Consider the following 17,786-nt stretch of genomic DNA (forward strand, 5'->3'; position numbering starts at 1 on the left):
ACTACCTAATTGATATTATAACTCGGACGATAGGATATAAAAAGGTGAACATGGTCGCTACCAACTTCTACCCGATAGGATCTCTCTCTATGGACCTTCAAATCAAACTTCGTGCGCGCCTAGTAGGCGGTGTTTGTACAATCCATCACCGATTGTCCGCAGCCAGCAGCGCCGCACCCAGAGCGCCAATCATTTGCGGATCATCGGGTATGTGGATTTCACGACCCAATTTTTCTGAAAGGAGTTTACGTATACACTGATTTTTGGCCACACCGCCGGTAAAAACAATATCCCCTTCCGATGACACACGATTGATCATGCTGGCGGCCCGGCGGATGACGCTGGTGTGCAAACCCCGGGCGATTTCCCTGCGGCTTAGCCCTTTTGCGATCAGGGAAGTGACCTCGGATTCGGCAAATACCGTACACATGCTGGAAATATTGAGATCTTTCTTCGCCATAAGTGCTTCCCGGCCAAAGGCCTCGATTTCAAAACCCAGCGTCTTGGCCATAATCTCCAAAAATTTTCCGGTGCCGGCTGCGCAGCGGTCGTTCATTTCGAATTTTTTCACTTTACCGTTTTCGTACAGCACAATGGCCTTGCTGTCCTGTCCACCGATATCCAGCACGGTCCGCGCACCGGGGAAAATGGCCAGTACACCCCTGACATGGGCTTTGATTTCCGTGACCGTCGGCGCATCGAAGGAGATCTCAAACAGGTTTCGGCCGTAGCCGGTGGCCATGATACGATCAAAGCTCACCCCATTTACCAGATTATCGGCCTCGCTTTTGGGATCAAAGCCGGTGTCTGTCTGAAGGCTGAGGACGATTTCACCCGCATCATCCACAACCACCAGTTCAATGGTGCGCGAGCCGATGTCGATTCCCGCAAAACACATATTTACCTATAACTCCCGAAAGCTACTGAATTTGCTCGATAAAGGCTTCAATCCGGGTTTTTAACTGGCCGACATCCTCCATGCTGTAATCGGTCTCGATGCGCAGGGTGGGAATATTCTTTTCCTCAAGGGCTTTTTCAACCGAAATGGATTCCATGAGATAGGGTTGGCAGAACTGCAAACTATAGTGGATCACCCCGTTAGCCTTGTAGGTAGCGACCATTTCCTGGATATGTTTCAGGCGTTCCGGATTGGGCGTGAAAATGGCGCAATCCACCTGGTAATAACGATCCACAATGGCTTCCATCATCTCCTCGACTGTTCGGCAGGATTCGTCCGTGAGATTACGGGTGCCCCGTTCACCCACACAGGATTCCTCGCCAACGATAACCGCGCCGGAAGTTTCCACGATAAAGGGCAGCTTCCAATTGGGCACCGCCTGGGGGCAGCCGGATACGAGGATACGGGGAGTCTTTTCCGGGAAAACTCCCTTTTTCTCCGCAATACGATTCTCCAACGCATCACAGATCTTATTCACGGATTCCGTAAAGCGGGCCGGGTTGTCATAAAAAAAGACCTGGTTGGCCAACAGGGCGTCCAAACCGGATATGGGTGCCGGGTCAGCTTTGCGCAGGGATGAGAGACGATGAATGGCGGATCGTTTGGCATTCACCATCTGAATCGCCTGCTTCAACGATTCGGCGGTAATGGAGACGCCGGTGAGTTCCTCGACCGCGGTTTTGAAACGATCGTATTCAGATTTCAGGAGTGTTCGACCCTGTTCGGACTTAACCTGTGGCAGATCCATAATATAGAGATTTTTCACCAGATGGTTTAAAGATTCATAAGCTTTTTTCTTGCCGTCACAGGTGTTCTCGCCGACAATCATGTCTGTGCTTTCCAGATAAGGGCAGACCTTGCCGAGTTTAAACCCAAACAATGACTTGATCAGGGCACAGGTATTGCGCGGCAAGAGCTTTTCCACTTCATCCATAGCGAAATCAGCTCCTGAGCACAGTCCCACCAGTGTGGCGTTGGCAGCCAGAACGATTTCTTCCGGTACAAAAACACAGTATGAACCAATGATTTTCCGGCCTGCTTCTTTTTCATCCAGAAGCTCCCTGATCCGCAGGCCATGGACCTCACTCATCACAAAGTCGAAATAACCCATTCCATCAGGGCGATCTTTCTGTGACAAATAAATGTCTTGATAGGCTTTCCCCAAAACGCCCAGCAAGGCGTCATGGGCCTCAAGATCAAGTCCCAAATCCGCCCACATAGAACGATAGTCTTCACTCATTATTTTCCCCCTTAATGCAAACACGGCCGGCTAATTTATGGCCCTCAAATTTGGGTTCATCCTGGAAATGAGTACCTGGATGTGGACCGGATTGTGGAAAGAGCCAACTGACCGCAAAGTTAACGAATCCGCCCGGGATTGCCGCGTCGCTCTCGTCTCCCTCGATGCCCCTCGCAATGACAGCAAAATAATAAAGGTACGCATTAGCCGGACGAACCGATTTCACCAATATCCTATATCATGGGAAAAATCAATACATCGAATAGAAAAATACGATACATGTGGTGATTTCGCTGCACCAAAATGGGATCAGGACGTATCGGGGTTTTACCTGGAAATTGAGGAAAGAAAATCCGGATCGACTATTATCTGCTGCAACCGTCTGAACAACAGTTGTCGGTCCCCGTCGGCGCTTTCCTGATGACACCCAGCCTATGAATCCATCTTTTTACCATCGTCGTCAGGGGGCGGATTGACAGTATCAGGAGGACAACAGCTCCAGCAAATTGCAACCACCCTGGAATCACCTCCCCTGCCTGTCCTATCACCGCCTGCGGAGATATTCCTGCCAGACCGTAGATCTGATCCAGGAGCAGGCCCGCCAGAACGCTTACGGAAGCGATGACCGCCAGGTAGAGGACCGTAGCTCTTTTCCCGAGGAACCCGACAAGGACGGAAAGAGAGGCCAGGTTTGTTGCCGGACCGACCAGGAGAAAAACCAGTGCCGCGCCCGGGCTTACCCCCTTAAGCACCAGCGCCGCAGCGATGGGCGTCGAAGCGGTGGCGCAGATGTAAAGGGGGATACCTATCACGAGCATGATCAGCATGGACGACAGACCGCCGCCCAGATGTGATGAAAAAAGGTCCTCCGGAACAGCTGCGGTAATGATGCCTGCCAGCAGAAGTCCGATGAAGAACCAACCGGCAAGGTCACCCCAGAGTTCACTAAAGGAATAACGCATTCCTGTCCGAACCTTTTCGAAAAAAGAATGATGATGACGGTGCTGCTCGGGGGGGCAGTTTTCGCCGTCGCAGCAGCCGTCCACCGGACATGCGGCATTGGCCTTTTCATCGGCAAGGGGATCTGGAGAGGCCATGAAGTTTTCGCTGATCCCCGCGATGAAAGCCGTAACGAATGCCACCAGGGGTCTGGCCACAGTCATGATGGGGTCAAGCAGAGCATAGCTGATGGCTATGGAATCCACACCCGACTCAGGCGTTGAGATAAGAAAGGCCACCGTGGCGCCCCTGTTGGCTCCCTGTTTTCTCAGGGACGCCGCGGCCGGCAAAACACCGCAGGAGCAAAGAGGGATGGGGATGCCGAAAAACGCAGCCTTGATAACGGGAAGAAACCGTCCCTTGCCCAGTTGTTTTGCCACGGTCTCGGGCGATAGAAACATCTTCAGCAATCCCGCGATGAGGATGCCGAACAGGACGTAAATGGCCGACGCCAGGAGGATATCCCAAGTCTCCGTGAGGACTGTCAAAAAACCGTGCAGTATGGCGAACATGAGATATCGTCTCCTTATCGAATACGGCAAGCCCGGTGTTTATTCGCGAACGTGCTCCAGCGCCAGTTGGAGCATGTCCTCTATATGTTCATCATTGAGACGGTAATATAGAATTGTGCCTTCTCTGCGGTTGGCCACCAGATTCAGTTGCCGCAAGAGCCGCAACTGGTGGCTGATGGCTGATTCCGTGATCCCGAGGGTAGCCGCAATGTCGCACACACATATTTCTCCGGATTTGAGTGCACGCAGAATGTTAAGCCGTGTTGGATCCCCGAATGCTTTGAAGAATCGCGACAAATGCTCTACCTCGGCTGGATCCAGAGCTGACTTCCTCGCCCTCTCGATCCGGTCCTCATGGATAATCCGGCTGTCACAGCGATCTTCCCGATTGTTTATCATGGCGATCCTCACGGCATTTTGATATCTGTTTATATAATCATATAGTCAATAATAGGGGTTTGTCAATGCCCGCGAGGTCAACCTTTTCGCTATCTACAATTTCTATCTCTAATATTGATTCTGTCTATTTTCCATGCTATCTTCCATCCCAAGATTCTATCCGCCGATATTCCTGGTCGTCTATTTGTAAGGAGGAACCCAATGGGAAGGCTTTTTCCGCTTATCCTGGCCTTTTTCCTGGGCCTTATCCCGTCTGCCGCCCTGGCCGGGCCACAGTCCGGCACCATCACCATGGAGTTTGACCTCACCTCCCACCAACCCGGGAAGGATGCCCAGCTCTGGATCCCCTATCCCGTGTCTGACGGGAACCAGCTGATTAAGAAAATCAGGATAACGGGCGACTTCGCCGAATCGGCCGTATACACCGACCGTGAATACGGAACGCCCATGCTGTACGCTCGTTGGGACGGGAACGCGAAAAGCCGGAAGCTGACATTCTCCTTCACGGTGGAGCGCGAGGAAAGGCTTACAAGGGATCTGCCGGCCGGCGAGGCGCCGTGGGACCCGGCCAACTTCGCCCTGTACCTAAAACCTACCCGGCTCGGCCCCACCGACGGCGAGATCAGGAAACTGGCTGACAGCATAACAGCGGGAAGGATGGGTGTGAGGGATCAGGCCAGGGCAATATACGACTGGGTCAGCGAGAATATGTTCCGTGACCCGAATACCCGCGGGTGCGGGTCGGGCGACGTCGACTCCCTTCTGAACTCCCTGGGGGGCAAGTGCGCCGACATCTCTTCCGTATTCGTTGCCCTGACACGCGCGGCCGGGGTTCCCTCCCGCGAGGTGTTCGGAATACGCCTTGGAAAGGGCGGCACAACAGACATCACCAAATGGCAGCACTGCTGGGCGGAGTACTACCTGCCGGGATACGGGTGGGTCGTCGTGGACCCTGCCGACGTCCTGAAGATGGTACTGAAGGAGAAGCTGGATGCCGGGGACGCGAAGACTGCCGAGTACCGGGAATACTTCTGGGGCGGGGTCGACCCTTACAGGGTGAAGCTCGGGGAGGGCCGGGACCTGACACTCAACCCGCCGCAGAGCGGCGGGCCGGTGAATTATCTCATGTATCCCTACGCACAGATAGGGGGAAAAACCCTGGACTGGCTTGACCCGGATTCATTCAGATACAGGATTTCCTATACCGCCGGATAAAATATCGCGGGCTTCACATTCAGCATTTTGTCAACCCAGTACTTTAAGATACTCCAGCAGATCGTTCATGTCTTCATCCGATATGTTCCACCTGGGCATGGTCCGGTCCATGGACTCTCCCGAGGGCTCGATGCCATCGCGAATAGCCTTTTTGATCCCCTCATCGGTGTATGCGGCCTCTTCTCCGTCGTCTGCCTCACCGTGATGCTTGCCTGAAATAAGCGAGGAATACCGGATGTCGCCCGGGATGTGCGTCCCCATCATCACCGGCAGGCCGCCCTTGCCGTCCGGACCATGGCAGTTGACGCAGGACCCCCCCATCATGCGGAGCCAGTGGGGCCCTCCCCGGAACCGGATTCTCTGTCCCTCGCCGTCGATTCCGAGATAGTAGATGCGCTCCCCGGCAGACGAGTATGACCCCTTGTCATAGACCCCCCCGGCCCCCCATCCTGAGAAGGAAGCCATATGCCTGCTCCCGGCGCCGTACAGACAGACCCCGGCGATTCCCAGGATCATCAGGCCGAGGCCCCACCACAGGGTCCGGCGGGATCTTTTATCGCTCATCCTTCCCCCTCCAGGGTGCGCTTCCTCTGCTCGAACTCCTCGGTGTCGATCTCGCCCTTCGCGTACCGCTCCCTGAGGATCTCCATGGGATTCCGATCACGGGCCATGGATCCGCCACCCTGCCCGGCGGCGATGCCTCCGCGTCCCGCGGTGAAATAACGGAAGATAAGTACGGCCCCCACGATAATGACGGCCCAGAAAAAGATCATCATGATCATACCTCCCGCCCCCCACATTCCGTAGCCATGATTGCCCCATCCTCCCATCATAACCCTGTCCTCCCTTGGTGCCTGTCGGGTGAACCCGATATGCAATCAAATATCCGGCGAAAAACGGATTCACATTATTGAACGCATTTCGCCCGTTTCGCAGTCCGTACAAGTATAACCGCGATTTTCCAAAATACCATTCGAAGCCGGCTTTTCCACAAGCAAAAAAGATGGTAGGTACTGCGTGGTACGGATGGGTTTACCGCATCTTGAGCGTCCGCGCATTGATCGCCACGACAACAGTGCTCAGCGACATGAGAAGGGCCCCCATGGCCGGGCTGAGGACAATGCCCTTGCCGGCAAGCACTCCTGCCGCCAGCGGGATGGCGAAGATGTTGTAGCCCGTCGCCCAGGCCAGGTTCTGGACCATCTTGCGGTATGTGGCCCTCGCCAATTCGAAGATAGCCGCCACGTCGCGGGGATCACTGCGGACCAGGACGACGTCGGCCGTCTCCACAGCAACGTCGGTGCCCGCACCGATGGCAATTCCCAGATCGGCCGTTGCCAGGGCCGGCGCGTCGTTGACGCCGTCCCCGATCATGGCGACTTTCTGTCCATCTTCCATGAGCTTCCTGATCGTGGCCGCCTTCTGGTCGGGAAGGACTTCCGCAAAATACTCATCAAGACCCAAGGTCTTGGAAACGGCGGCAGCCACCTTACTGTGGTCTCCCGTGAGCATCACGCACTTGATCCCCATGGCGTGAAGTCGCTCCACAGCTTCCACGGACGCGGGTCTTATAACGTCGCCCAGGGCAATGGCGCCCAGGATGGTGTCCCCCTCCAGCACGAAGACCACCGTCCGGCCTTCTGAATAGTGCTCAGCGAGGGGTTCTTCGTCAAAATGAAGGCCCCTTTCCCGCAGGTAGCCCGGGCTTGCCACCATGATCTTCCGCCCTTCCACCGTGGCCGTTGCTCCCTTCCCCTTGACTGCGTAAAAATCAACGGCCGGGGGGACTATGATCTCACGGGTGGAGGCCTCGGCGACAACTCCCTGAGCAATGGGGTGCTCTGACAGGCTTTCCACCGATGCCGCGAGACGCAGGATCTCTTCCCCGGTTATGTTCTCGGATGGAATGATCCCCCGGACCCCGAAAAGACCTTCGGTGAGAGTCCCGGTTTTATCGAAAACAACGGCGTCGATGAGCCGGGACCTCTCGAAGGCGGCCCGGTCGCGCAGCAGCAGACCGCTGGACGCCGCGAGGGAAGTGGACACGGCCACAACAAGAGGGACGGCGAGACCGAGAGCGTGAGGACACGTTATGACCATGACGGTAACCATGCGCTCCATCGCGTATGCGAAGTCCTGGCCCAGGAGCAGCCACACGATCAGGGTCAGCGATCCAACACTCAGGGCAATGACGGTGAGCCAGAAGGCGGCACGGTTGGCCAGATCCTGGCTGCGCGACCTCGTCTCCTGGGCATTCCGGACCATCGTCACCACCTGGGCGAGAAAGGTTTCCTCGCCCACTTTTTCCACAGCCACGGTGATGGAACCCTCGTTGTTGATGGCACCGCCCACCACTCCGTCGCCCGCCTTCTTTCCTACCGGCACCGATTCACCGGTAAGCATGGATTCGTTCACCGTGGTACTTCCCTCCACCACAGTGCCATCCGTGGGGACTTTCTCACCAGGCTTGACCACGAATCGGTCCCCCTTGACCAGGGTGTCGACCGGGACGTCACTGACGGATCCGTCATCCGCGACGAGGTGGGCTTCGGAGGGCAGGAGCCGCACCAGCTCCTCCAGGGCGCGGGACGCGCCCATGACGGACCGCATCTCGATCCAGTGACCGAGCAGCATGATGTCGATTAGGGTAACCAGTTCCCAGAAAAACACCTTTCCGGGAAGGCCGAAAACCACCGCGGCGCTGTAGCCGTACGCCGCCGATATGGCCACGGCGATAAGGGTCATCATTCCCGGCCGGCGGGCGGCGACTTCAGTGAACAGACCCTTAAGGAACGGCCACCCGCCGAAAAAATAAACCACTGAGGCAAGCACGAACAGGACCAGGGAATCGCCGGGGAAAACGATCCGTCCCTCGATCCCGAGGAACGACTGGACCATGGGAGACAGGGCGAGGACAGGGACCGTCAGGGCGAGGCAGATCTTGAAGCGCCCCTTGAAATCGGCCACCATGTGCTCGTGGTGCGAACTGTGCCCCTTGTGTTCGCCCTGCGCTGAATGTGCCTGCATGTTATGTTTCTCCATATCCTGATATCCCCCTCAATCCGCTGTCTTCCTGAGATTCAGAAGGTGCCGCCTTGCAGCCAAAGCTGCCTTCGCACCTTCTCCCGAAGCTATGATAATCCTCTTTCCGAAAGCGTCGGTAACGTCCCCGGCCGCAAAGAGCCCGGGACAGGACGTTGAGCAATCGGGGCCGATGGTGATCTCCCCGTTTTCGTTGAGTTCGACAATATCCGAAACCAGATGGGAGTTAGGCTGCAAGCCGATGGCAATGAATACGCCCCCGGCCGGCAGGTATAACGTCTCCTCCCCGGCTATCTTTCTGATCGTCAAACCGGACAATGCACTCTCGCCCTTAAAATCAACTACTTTGTATCCTTCGTACATGTTGAGGTTCTCGAATCTGCATATACGAGCCACAAGCGACGGATCAGCACTTAGTTTGCAGTCGGAGATGAGATTTATATTTTTGACGACGGTTCGCACTTTCTCAACGATCTGCACGGCCGAATTACCCCCCCCGATGATAGCGACATCTTCCCCTGTCACAAAGGAAAAATCCTGGATATTGCCGTAAAAGAGTCCTTTTCTCTGGAACTCCTCCTCACCGGGAACATCCAGTTTTCTCCTCGTCATACCGGTTGAAATGATCAGGGTTTTTGCAAAATAGATCTTAAGCTCCGATGTAGTAACGTTGAAACCACCCTGGACGGTTTCGATCTTATCCGCTTCAGCGATCAGGTGGTCTATATAGTGTGAGTGGAGCAACTGGCGCTGAAACTTTTCAGTCAGTTCAGGTCCCGTGATGAAGTCGAAACCCATGTAGTTCTCTACTTTCGTGCTGTCTATGGCCTGACCGCCGAGATCTTTAGCCAGCAGGAAGGCATCAATTTTAAGCGTGTCCGCATAGACAGCCGCCGTGAGCCCGGCGGGTCCGCCGCCGATAATAATGAGATCGTAGGAAGTGCGGGGGAGTTCACATACCCTCTCCGCCAGGAATTTGTCCCTGCAGCCTTCGGAGCAGAAATAAAAGATCTTGTTGTCACATTCTGTTGTAAGAGCAGTTCTTTCGTCGATATCCATCTTGCATATGGGATCTTTTTTCACTTACTCCCCTTTCGATTTGCGCGCCCCTCCGTGGGCGCGTTCATAATGTTTTGGTGGGACGTTCGCATCTGCACCAGATGCACGTGCAGTTCAGGTGGTTGCAGCTCTCGTCCTTGACCCTGTTGACATAGTTTTTCCTGGCTTTGGGAAGAAGCAGGTGCTTTATACGGGAGCGGTTGTAATGGTGCATCAGGAATGTGTTGGAATCACCTTTGGCGAGCTTCCTCGTCAGGTACCTGTAACCCGCATGGCCGAGCTTCTCATACAGGAACCTGTTTATGAGAGAGGTCTCGAGCATGGGTGCCAGTTCATTTTTCCACAGGGCGTCGTAGCTGGTTTTCTCTATGAGGCTCCTGGCGGCAAGACAGCCTGATGCGATCGAATACCTCATCCCGAACCCCCACAGACAATCCTGAAACCCAGCTGTCTCACCGATATAAAGCTTGCCGTTGCGAACCTGCGTGTCCCGCAGGAAAAAGTTACCGAAGCCCCCGAACTTCCTCTCGTTTCTGACGTCGGCATCCATTTTCGTGTTAAAAAAACGCATCATGTTATCAAAGTACTCCTCGCTCCTTCGATAATTTCGGTAAAGGACAGTGGCCATGGTCCCATAGCCCCCGTTTACAAGAAGGTAAGCGTAACCTTTGGGAGCGATATCATCATCAAGGACCACGACCGCCGTGTCTTCCATGGATGTGTCAAAGGTGATGCCCATGGCGATCACATCGGCCCCCTTCGGGCCGATTCCCACTATGGCCGGCCCCGAAAGGTGATCCATGCCGTGTTCGAACAGAATCTCTGTGCCCAGCGCCTGGGCCTGTTCCTTCAGGCCCGTGTCGAGGGTGCCGGACATGGGTCCCCTTTTAACGAGGTAGAAACTGGGTTTTTCCGACTTTATGACAACAGGCTCCATCCCACGGGAATGGATGACTCCTCCAAAATAGGGTTCGCAGAGAAAGTTTATTTCGACACCCATATTTTTCAGCGTTTCGGTGACGTCGACATTCGAGCTCCAGTTTTCGAGCCCCTGAAAATCACCGCTCAACCTGTGGCCGACATCCGGGGACTTCTCAAAAATCGTCACCGGGATACCGTGACGGCGCAGGACGATGGCGGCGACGAGTCCCGCTGGACCAGCGCCGATTATTTTCACCGTGTTCATGGTCGCTGTCCTCCCCGCGCTTCACAAGTTTTTCGCCCCCCTGCATAATATCCGTACGTCTGTCCCCATTTCAAGTGCAAACAACTAACGACCAGGGGGTCTTGCATTTATCCGGCGCCGTTTCCCTCGCCCGGCAATATCCGGCAACGGCCCCTGGTCGTTGAAAGCTGGTGTATGGAAACTGAAATCTCACACGATCCTGTTGTAAACAACCCCGAATGAGTAGAGCAGAACAAAGCTTATGACAGCCGCCTCCACCATCCCCCCGATGATCCCGAGAGGGCTGAGGGAAAAGATCATGTGCCACTTCATCATCATCTCCACGGCTCCTCCGTATAGCCCGAGGTTGCCCAGAATTCCGAGGAGCAGCATCACGGCCGCTGAGACGACAGCGCTCGACACGCCAAGCGCCCGGGGATCCAGTTTTGCTCTCATGTTTTTTCCTCCTCACTCTTTTTTACCTGATCCATTTCATATCCTGCGCCTGTACCTGCGCATCAGTAGTGAGTTTGTAACGACGGACACGGAGCTGAAGGCCATAGCCGCTCCGGCGATGATCGGACTGAGCAGAAACCCTGTGAACGGATACAGGATGCCGGCGGCAATGGGGAGACCGAGGGCGTTGTATATAAAGGCCCAGAAAAGGTTCTGTTTGATCTTGCGCATGGCGAAGCTGGACAGATCCATGGCCATGACCACATCCCGGATGTCGTCCTTGATAAGCACGATGTCGCCTGATTCTATAGCCACATCCGTGCCGCTGCCGATGGCGATCCCGATGTCCGCCTGGATCAGCGCGGGGGCGTCGTTGATGCCGTCCCCAACCATGGCGACCTTGAGACCATCGTCCTGGAGTTTTTTCACCTCGGCTGATTTGTCCTGGGGAAGCACCTCGCTAAGCACCCTGTTTATCCCCACCTGGGCGGCGATGGCCTTAGCGGTCCTTCTATTGTCGCCGGTGATCATTACCACCTCCTTACCCATCTTTTGCAGAGCCCCGACAGCCGCCGCAGAGTGTTCCTTAAGGGTGTCGGCCACCGCCAGGATTCCGGCAACATCGTTGTCAACACCGACGATCATCGACGTTTTGCCCTGCTCCTCAAGCCCGGTCATCGCCTCGTCTGCGTCCTTCAGGTCCAGACCCGCCTCGGTAAAGTAGGCCCGGTTTCCGATGACAACTTTCCGGCTGTTCACAGTGCCCTCGACACCTTTCCCGGTAATGGAGATAAAGTCCTCAGGCGGCGTCAACTCCAGACCCTTGGCAAGAGCGCCGTTCACGATCGCCTCTCCCAGAGGGTGTTCCGAGTTCTTCTCGACGGAAGCGGCAAGTTGAAGCAAAAGGTCGGAGTCCCAGTCCCCGAAGGTCCCCACATCGGTTAACTCGGGTTCCCCTTTGGTCAATGTGCCTGTCTTGTCGAACACCACCGTGTCTATTTTATGTGCTATCTGAAGCGCCTCCGCGCTCTTGATGAGGACCCCGTTCTTGGCACCCAACCCGGTGCCCACCATGACGGCGGTGGGGGTTGCCAGCCCCAGGGCGCAGGGACAGGCAATGATGAGCACAGCGATGAACACGGTCAGGGCGAAGATGAAGCTCTGGCCGGCCAGCATCCAGATGCCGAAAGCGACCAGGGCGATTACTACCACACCCGGAACGAAATAAGCCGAAATGAGATCCGCCAACGCCTGGATAGGGGCCTTGGAGCCCTGGGCCTCTTCCACCAGGTTGATGATCTGAGCCAGGGCCGTGTCCTTGCCGACCTTGGTGGCCCTGAATCTGAAGGAGCCGGTCCTGTTCATGGTGGCCCCGACGACCTCGTCGCCCACGGTTTTTTCCACCGGGATACTCTCACCCGTGAGCATCGACTCGTCCACGGCCGAATACCCGTCAATGATGATTCCGTCCACGGGGATCTTCTGTCCCGGTTTGACCAACACTTCATCGCCCGTGTGCACCTCCTCAACCGGGATCTCCATCTCCCGGCCGTCTCGCACGACGAGGGCGGTTTTGGCCTGGAGCCCCATCAGCGACCTGATCGCTTCGGAGGTCTTTCCCTTGGCTATGGCCTCAAGCCACTTACCCATCAGTATGAAGACAATAAGAAGCCCGGCGACCTCAAAATAAAGATTCTCTGCCGAGTAGCCGGGCTTCCCGGACCAGATGGCGACCAGTACCGCCGTACTGTAGATCCAGGCGGCGCCGGTACCAAGGGCCACCAGTGTGTCCATGGTTGCCATCCGGGTCTTGATAACCGAGAGAATACCCCTCGTGTAGAACTGGTAGTTGACGAACAGTATGGGAGTGGCCAGGAGGAACTGCAGGATGGACTCCCACCTGGCCGGCATGTGGGGCACCGGTATGCCCACCAGGGGCCCCATGGTGAGGGTGACGAGAGGCAGGCCCAGGACAGCCGAGAAGATGAACTTGAGCTTGAGGATCTTGATCTCCCGGTCCCTCGCCTCCTTCTCCCGGTCCAGGGTCTCTTCCGTCTCCTCCAGGGGTGTGTATCCCGCGTCCCGTATCGTCTGGAAGATCTCTTCCCTGCTGATAACGGCAGGATCGAAGTCGATCTTGGCCCTCTCGTTGATGAAAAGTTCCTTGGATAGGATCCCCCGCAAGCTGTTCAGGACGCCCTGAACCGTTCCAAGGCAGTGGGGGTTGTCCATTCCTACGACCTTCAGGTCAAGGTGCCCGGCGCGCGCCTCTCTTATATGGGGTGTATAGCCTGCGTCCACGATGGCCTTTTCAAGGTCCTGGTAAGAGACGGCGGCGGGGTCGAATCGGACCATCGCCGATTCGGCCGCGAAGTTGACGTTTGCTTCCGACATGCCGTCAAGCTTCGACAGAGCCTTTTCGATGGTCGACGCGCACGATGCGCAGTGCATGCCGGTTATTCCCATGGTGACCGTCTTTTCGGCGGGTGCCTCCGCATCACTTTTCTCCGGCAAAGGTATTTCACGGGCTTCAACTGAGACCCCCGCCTCGAGTTCCGGAGCACCATTCTCTTCCTCTGGACCCTGGACTCCCGACTCCGGACTTCCGGCTCCGGAATCCGGAGTCAGGAATTTGTCCCTGCACCCGGGGCTGCAGAAGTACCAGGTCTTACCGTCCTTCTCCCCGGAAAGGGCTGTGCTCTCATCCACCTCCATGCCGCATATCGGATCAACCACCATCTCTGAACCCTTCTTTTCCGGTTTCATAAGCCTCTCTCCATTTCGTTTTTACCCAGCCCCCATACTCGATCATCGCACGCGGAGGGTTTCCATAACTCAGTGAAATAATTCCGCATCATGACGTGTTCGGCAATGCGGCCCGTCAACCACAGCAGCCCCCGCCTTTTTTTGTGTGCTTAGCGGTGCTGTTATCGTCCCGGGCACTTGATTCCGGATCATCTTCATGATGTGCGTGGCCGACGTTTCCGTGCCTGGGTCGGAATATCATGAATCCCAGAGCTAAAATTACCGCCAATCCTATCAGTTTCGAAACCATCCTTAACCTCCATTTCTGTATCGGGTGCAAAAGAGACCCGATATCCATTTGATGCCCCTGACTTGCCCCTTGATCCGATTAAAGCGAACGATCTGTCTGTGCCCATGCATGTCAATCTCCCTCTTGATATTATATCAGCTCTGCTCTCATGGTTAAAATATACCCTACCCCCCTAGGGTATGTAAAGGAGTTTTTTCATCCCCTTGTGCTGAAAGACTATTCCTGGACACATATCGGAACGGTTGATATCCTTGTATCCGGCATAGGCACCGGCGGCATCGAGACGGAGAAGCTGATGGGAAAAACTTTGAAAACTGCAGCAGTACCCGGTGCAAAACTGGCTCATCTGCGGGAGATCCTCAGGAAGCTGGGATCAGTCGTCGTCGCCTATTCCGGAGGGGTCGACAGCACCTTTCTTATGTGGGTCGCCGCCGATGAGCTGGGGAACAGGGCCTTGGCGGTCACAGCCCGCTCGGAGACCTATCCGAAGCGTGAAGGCGAAGAAGCGGTGTCCATGGCCGAGGGGTTCGGGTTTCGCCACCGCGTCATGGAAACCTCAGAACTGGCGATCCCCAACTTCCGCCACAATCCTCCGGAGCGATGCTATTATTGCAAATCGGAGCTGTTTGCCACCATGCGCATGATCGCCGACGAGGAGGGCCTCAGACACGTGGCGGACGGGTCTACAGTAAGCGACATTGCCGACTACCGACCCGGCCGGAAGGCCGCAGAAGAGCAGAACGTGGTTTCACCCCTCATCCAGGCGAGACTGAACAAAGAAGAGGTTCGAACCCTGTCGAAGGAACTCGGGATTCCCACCTGGAACAAACCCGCCTTCGCCTGCCTCGCCAGCCGCTTCCCCTACCATGAGGAGATAACAGAGGAGAAGCTGTCCCGGGTGGCCCTTGCGGAGGAGTACCTTCGATCTCTCGGTATCCGACAATACCGTGTCCGTCACCACGGAAACCTTGCACGCATCGAGGTCGAACCGGGGGACATCGAGGTCCTTCTGAAACAGGAGGACCTCGTTGGGCGCTTTCGTGAGCTCGGGTTTACTTACGTAACGGTAGACCTTGAGGGCTATCGACAGGGGAGCATGAACGACACGTTGACTGTTCAGTCAATGAACGAGAAGAGATGAACTTCCGCTTAATCACACTATCAGCCGATCCCACGTCCCATACTTTTCCTTAATGGTACCGCGAGGAATGCACAGCAAGATCAGCAGAACGCCGACGATTGTATTGTTCAATATTGTGCTGGTGCCGGCCCCTGCAAGCAGCCAGGGTGAAGCGATGACCCACGCACTGAATAAAACATTGATAAAACGGCCGGCCCTGATAATTTCAGCCATGGCTATCACTGCGACAGTTACAATGAGCGCGCCAAAAATATTGTTGCTGACCGCTGCTCTACCCATCGTGCCAAGCACCACAGGCGAAAGCATGAGCCATAGGCCGAAGGCCGCGCTGAGAAGCAGCGTCCATGGCATCGTGACTCCCCAGGACATTGCGGGAAAGTGCTCTTTAACGGGGGTCCCGTACAATGGCGTTCTTTCGTCCGTGTTCTCCAGGTTCAGCGTCCCCCCGATCCAGAATGTCCGCCACAGAGAATTTCCTTCACGCACGCTCTGCTTGAGAAACTGCCCCATCGCGACCAGCTCATCCACGGTGAACGGGATCATCAGGAGCATGAGCAATGCGGTTATCAGACATAACGTGCACCAGTAACCCACAACAACCGGCTGCAGGATCACCAGCACGATGCTCGTGACGCCGAGCGGCACGACGAGGATGAAAAAGCCTGTCACCATCCACGGCATGGAACGCCAGCGCGTCTTGCCGCCCATCCAGGCCATGAGCATCTCCAGGGTATAGGCCACCGCGCCAAGTCCGGCATCGGAGATAGGAAATTTCCGCGACACGTCTGAAGTCAACACGTTCACAGTGCCCTGTCCAAAAAGCGGTTCCCAGATCGTGGGGATAAAACCCAACTGGAATGCCGCGAGATAACGGGAAATCAACCAGCCGGCAAACGCGATGACGATCATCGGCGCACGCTGATGCCAGGTTGATGGATTGTAGCTCCAGCCTGGTGGAATTTCCGGGCCTGATTTGGCCATCTCCATATGATGCGCCATGCCGGGCATCGAGGGCACGAGGACTGAAAACGCAATGGCTAACGTGCCGATCAAGGTGTCGTTCGCAAACGCAGCCGGGCTTTTGGTCCAGAATACAAGGGGTGCGAACTGAAGCCATATCCCCACCAGGGCAACACTCCAGCGCCCCCAGGAATCAAATTGCGGGAACATCGCCAACAGGGCAAACAAGGCAAGCAACAGGCCACTGACCACATCGCTCCAGATCATTGCCGGTTTCACATAGCCGAAGGTAAACGGGCTGGTGATCAGCCAGAAACCAAGTCCCACGATAGTAAAGTTGGTCCATAACCACCGGCGGCGCATGTTCAGCGTCATATCCGTCATGTTTCCGTGGCTGTCCATGGAATCCATATTATGTTCACCGTGCTTCAAGGTGTGTTCGTGTTCCGATCTCATAAACCATCGTTCCGTTCTTTGAGGCCCTCTGGAGGGTCGAGGTTGTTCTGCCGATACCAGCCTAACGGGTCCTGCTTCAATGCCGCCAGCATTTTCGGCAGGACCGCACGAAGCGAATGTTTCGGTTCCCAGTCAAGGAGGGTGCGCGCACGAGTGATGTCGAGGGCATAATGGTCGTTGGCCCGGTCGATCATCCACGGCTTGATGAACGGCTTCCGGCCGGGGATCTGGTTCTCCAGCCAGGCGCCTGCCTTCGCCAGCGGCGCCGGGACCTCGTGGGTCTCCCACGACCGGCCGTGAAGAATCCTGGCAATGGTATGCTGCAGCTCGTCGTAACTTAGAGTTTCCGGCTCTCCGAGCAGCAGCGGTATTTCCGGCGGCAGTTGGGCGCGACGCTCCACGACGCGTTCAATGGCGTCCACCAGATCATCCTTGTGCATAAAGGCCTGACCATGCGCGATCTCGCCCGAGTACAGATGGCCGGAGAGCTGCTGCTCGTGGATACGCTGGATCTGGTGCGCCAATGGTATCGAGTTACAGAAATCATCGTAGACACCCGAGATACGAAGCAAAACGACAGGAATGTCGCCATGCTCCGCCAGGAGGAGTTGCTCAGTGCGAACCTTTGACTCCGGGTACGCCCAGGTCGGTTCAATCGGCCAGTCTTCTGTTATGAACAAACCCGGCTCCGCGGGTTTGTGTACCAGCATGGTGCTGGAAAAAACGAACTGCTCGACCTTGAGGCCCACCTCCTTGAGCCCGCGCAGAAGGCGGCCGGTACCGCGAACGGTGATCTCATCATACAGGGGGCTCGGCTTACCCATGAAATCGTAGTACGCCGCGAGATGAATCACTGATGCGACATGCTCCCCGTGGTGTTCACGGATGATGCGAAGACCTTCCAGCACATTGTCGTCTGATGTGATCTCGACCGGAACGTACACGCAATCGGGTGGCGGCGGAGCGAGAGCCTTGCGGTCGAAACCGATGACATGTTCGAATTTACCGGTAAACCGACGCATCACGGCATCGCCGATTGATCCGTTGGAACCCGTGACAAGGATGATACCGCTGCCTGGCTTCATTACAGTCCCTCCAAATCAGGCTTAACGTTTTGTCATGCCGACAT

The 17,786-nt window shown here is 55.8% G+C and carries 13 protein-coding genes and 1 pseudogene; 2 read left to right on the top strand and 12 right to left on the bottom strand.

Annotated features, from left to right (window positions below; all coding sequences use genetic code 11):
- Positions 1–145: 145 nt before the first annotated feature.
- From GXP52_01490 to GXP52_01505, 4 genes are all read right to left on the bottom strand, one after another.
- Entirely contained in the window at positions 146–898 is a 753-nt protein-coding gene (locus GXP52_01490; protein NOY85959.1) for a 3-hydroxyacyl-ACP dehydratase, read from the bottom strand.
- 22 nt (positions 899–920) lie between these two features.
- The gene (locus GXP52_01495) at positions 921–2,198 is read right to left on the bottom strand and encodes a 2-hydroxyacyl-CoA dehydratase (GenBank protein ID NOY85960.1); all 1,278 of its coding nucleotides are present in this window, start codon (positions 2,196–2,198) and stop codon (positions 921–923) included.
- 365 nt (positions 2,199–2,563) lie between these two features.
- Positions 2,564–3,709 carry an SO_0444 family Cu/Zn efflux transporter gene (locus GXP52_01500; protein ID NOY85961.1) on the bottom strand — a complete coding sequence of 382 codons (1,146 nt, stop codon included), beginning with the start codon at positions 3,707–3,709 and terminating at the stop codon, positions 2,564–2,566.
- Between the two features lie 39 nt (positions 3,710–3,748).
- Positions 3,749–4,108 carry a winged helix-turn-helix transcriptional regulator gene (locus tag GXP52_01505; protein NOY85962.1) on the bottom strand — a complete coding sequence of 120 codons (360 nt, stop codon included), beginning with the start codon at positions 4,106–4,108 and terminating at the stop codon, positions 3,749–3,751.
- A 201-nt stretch (positions 4,109–4,309) separates the two neighbouring features.
- Between GXP52_01505 and GXP52_01510 the strand changes: the two genes are divergently transcribed.
- Positions 4,310–5,323 (top strand): transglutaminase domain-containing protein, encoded by a 1,014-nt coding sequence (locus GXP52_01510; GenBank protein ID NOY85963.1) that lies wholly within the window; start codon positions 4,310–4,312, stop codon positions 5,321–5,323.
- A gap of 30 nt (positions 5,324–5,353) precedes the next feature.
- Here the strand turns inward: GXP52_01510 and GXP52_01515 are convergent, their stop codons facing one another.
- The 7 genes from GXP52_01515 to cadA all read right to left on the bottom strand — a co-directional run bounded on the left by GXP52_01515 (position 5,354) and on the right by cadA (position 13,784).
- Positions 5,354–5,887: a cytochrome c gene (locus GXP52_01515; GenBank protein ID NOY85964.1), complete on the bottom strand. Its 534-nt coding sequence runs from the start codon at positions 5,885–5,887 to the stop codon at positions 5,354–5,356.
- Complete coding sequence (locus GXP52_01520; GenBank protein NOY85965.1) at positions 5,884–6,156, bottom strand: SHOCT domain-containing protein; 273 nt, start codon at positions 6,154–6,156, stop codon at positions 5,884–5,886. The genes GXP52_01515 and GXP52_01520 overlap by 4 nt, the downstream gene beginning before the upstream one ends.
- Before the next feature lie 199 nt (positions 6,157–6,355).
- On the bottom strand, positions 6,356–8,293 hold the full coding sequence (locus tag GXP52_01525; GenBank protein NOY85966.1) for a copper-translocating P-type ATPase: 1,938 nt from the start codon (positions 8,291–8,293) through the stop codon (positions 6,356–6,358).
- An 87-nt stretch (positions 8,294–8,380) separates the two neighbouring features.
- Positions 8,381–9,448 (bottom strand): FAD-dependent oxidoreductase, encoded by a 1,068-nt coding sequence (locus GXP52_01530; GenBank protein ID NOY85967.1) that lies wholly within the window; start codon positions 9,446–9,448, stop codon positions 8,381–8,383.
- A gap of 40 nt (positions 9,449–9,488) precedes the next feature.
- A complete protein-coding gene (locus GXP52_01535; protein ID NOY85968.1) occupies positions 9,489–10,610 on the bottom strand; it encodes an NAD(P)/FAD-dependent oxidoreductase in 1,122 nt (373 codons plus the stop codon).
- Between the two features lie 189 nt (positions 10,611–10,799).
- Positions 10,800–10,982: a hypothetical protein gene (locus GXP52_01540; protein NOY85969.1), complete on the bottom strand. Its 183-nt coding sequence runs from the start codon at positions 10,980–10,982 to the stop codon at positions 10,800–10,802.
- A gap of 99 nt (positions 10,983–11,081) precedes the next feature.
- Positions 11,082–13,784 (bottom strand): cadmium-translocating P-type ATPase, encoded by a 2,703-nt coding sequence (cadA, locus tag GXP52_01545; protein NOY85970.1) that lies wholly within the window; start codon positions 13,782–13,784, stop codon positions 11,082–11,084.
- A 611-nt stretch (positions 13,785–14,395) separates the two neighbouring features.
- Here cadA and larE point away from each other — a divergent pair.
- Positions 14,396–15,241 (top strand): ATP-dependent sacrificial sulfur transferase LarE, encoded by an 846-nt coding sequence (gene larE / locus GXP52_01550; GenBank protein ID NOY85971.1) that lies wholly within the window; start codon positions 14,396–14,398, stop codon positions 15,239–15,241.
- Positions 15,242–15,253: 12 nt separating this feature from the next.
- Here the strand turns inward: larE and GXP52_01555 are convergent.
- Positions 15,254–17,742: pseudogene (locus tag GXP52_01555) on the bottom strand (NAD-dependent epimerase/dehydratase family protein).
- Positions 17,743–17,786 lie beyond the last annotated feature (44 nt).

It is taken from the genome of Deltaproteobacteria bacterium (assembly GCA_013151915.1).
In the GTDB taxonomy this organism is placed as follows: domain Bacteria; phylum BMS3Abin14; class BMS3Abin14; order BMS3Abin14; family BMS3Abin14; genus BMS3ABIN14.

What these genes read in the sequence shown, in the direction of transcription:
- GXP52_01490 (NOY85959.1), bottom strand. Translation starts at nt 898, where the DNA reads ATGTGTTTTGCGGGAATCGACATCGGCTCGCGCACCATTGAACTGGTG.
- GXP52_01495 (NOY85960.1), bottom strand. Translation starts at nt 2,198, where the DNA reads ATGAGTGAAGACTATCGTTCTATGTGGGCGGATTTGGGACTTGATCTT.
- GXP52_01500 (NOY85961.1), bottom strand. Translation starts at nt 3,709, where the DNA reads ATGTTCGCCATACTGCACGGTTTTTTGACAGTCCTCACGGAGACTTGG.
- GXP52_01505 (NOY85962.1), bottom strand. Translation starts at nt 4,108, where the DNA reads ATGATAAACAATCGGGAAGATCGCTGTGACAGCCGGATTATCCATGAG.
- GXP52_01510 (NOY85963.1), top strand. Translation starts at nt 4,310, where the DNA reads ATGGGAAGGCTTTTTCCGCTTATCCTGGCCTTTTTCCTGGGCCTTATC.
- GXP52_01515 (NOY85964.1), bottom strand. Translation starts at nt 5,887, where the DNA reads ATGAGCGATAAAAGATCCCGCCGGACCCTGTGGTGGGGCCTCGGCCTG.
- GXP52_01520 (NOY85965.1), bottom strand. Translation starts at nt 6,156, where the DNA reads ATGATGGGAGGATGGGGCAATCATGGCTACGGAATGTGGGGGGCGGGA.
- GXP52_01525 (NOY85966.1), bottom strand. Translation starts at nt 8,293, where the DNA reads ATGGTGGCCGATTTCAAGGGGCGCTTCAAGATCTGCCTCGCCCTGACG.
- GXP52_01535 (NOY85968.1), bottom strand. Translation starts at nt 10,610, where the DNA reads ATGAACACGGTGAAAATAATCGGCGCTGGTCCAGCGGGACTCGTCGCC.
- GXP52_01540 (NOY85969.1), bottom strand. Translation starts at nt 10,982, where the DNA reads ATGCTGCTCCTCGGAATTCTGGGCAACCTCGGGCTATACGGAGGAGCC.
- cadA (NOY85970.1), bottom strand. Translation starts at nt 13,784, where the DNA reads ATGGTGGTTGATCCGATATGCGGCATGGAGGTGGATGAGAGCACAGCC.
- larE (NOY85971.1), top strand. Translation starts at nt 14,396, where the DNA reads ATGGGAAAAACTTTGAAAACTGCAGCAGTACCCGGTGCAAAACTGGCT.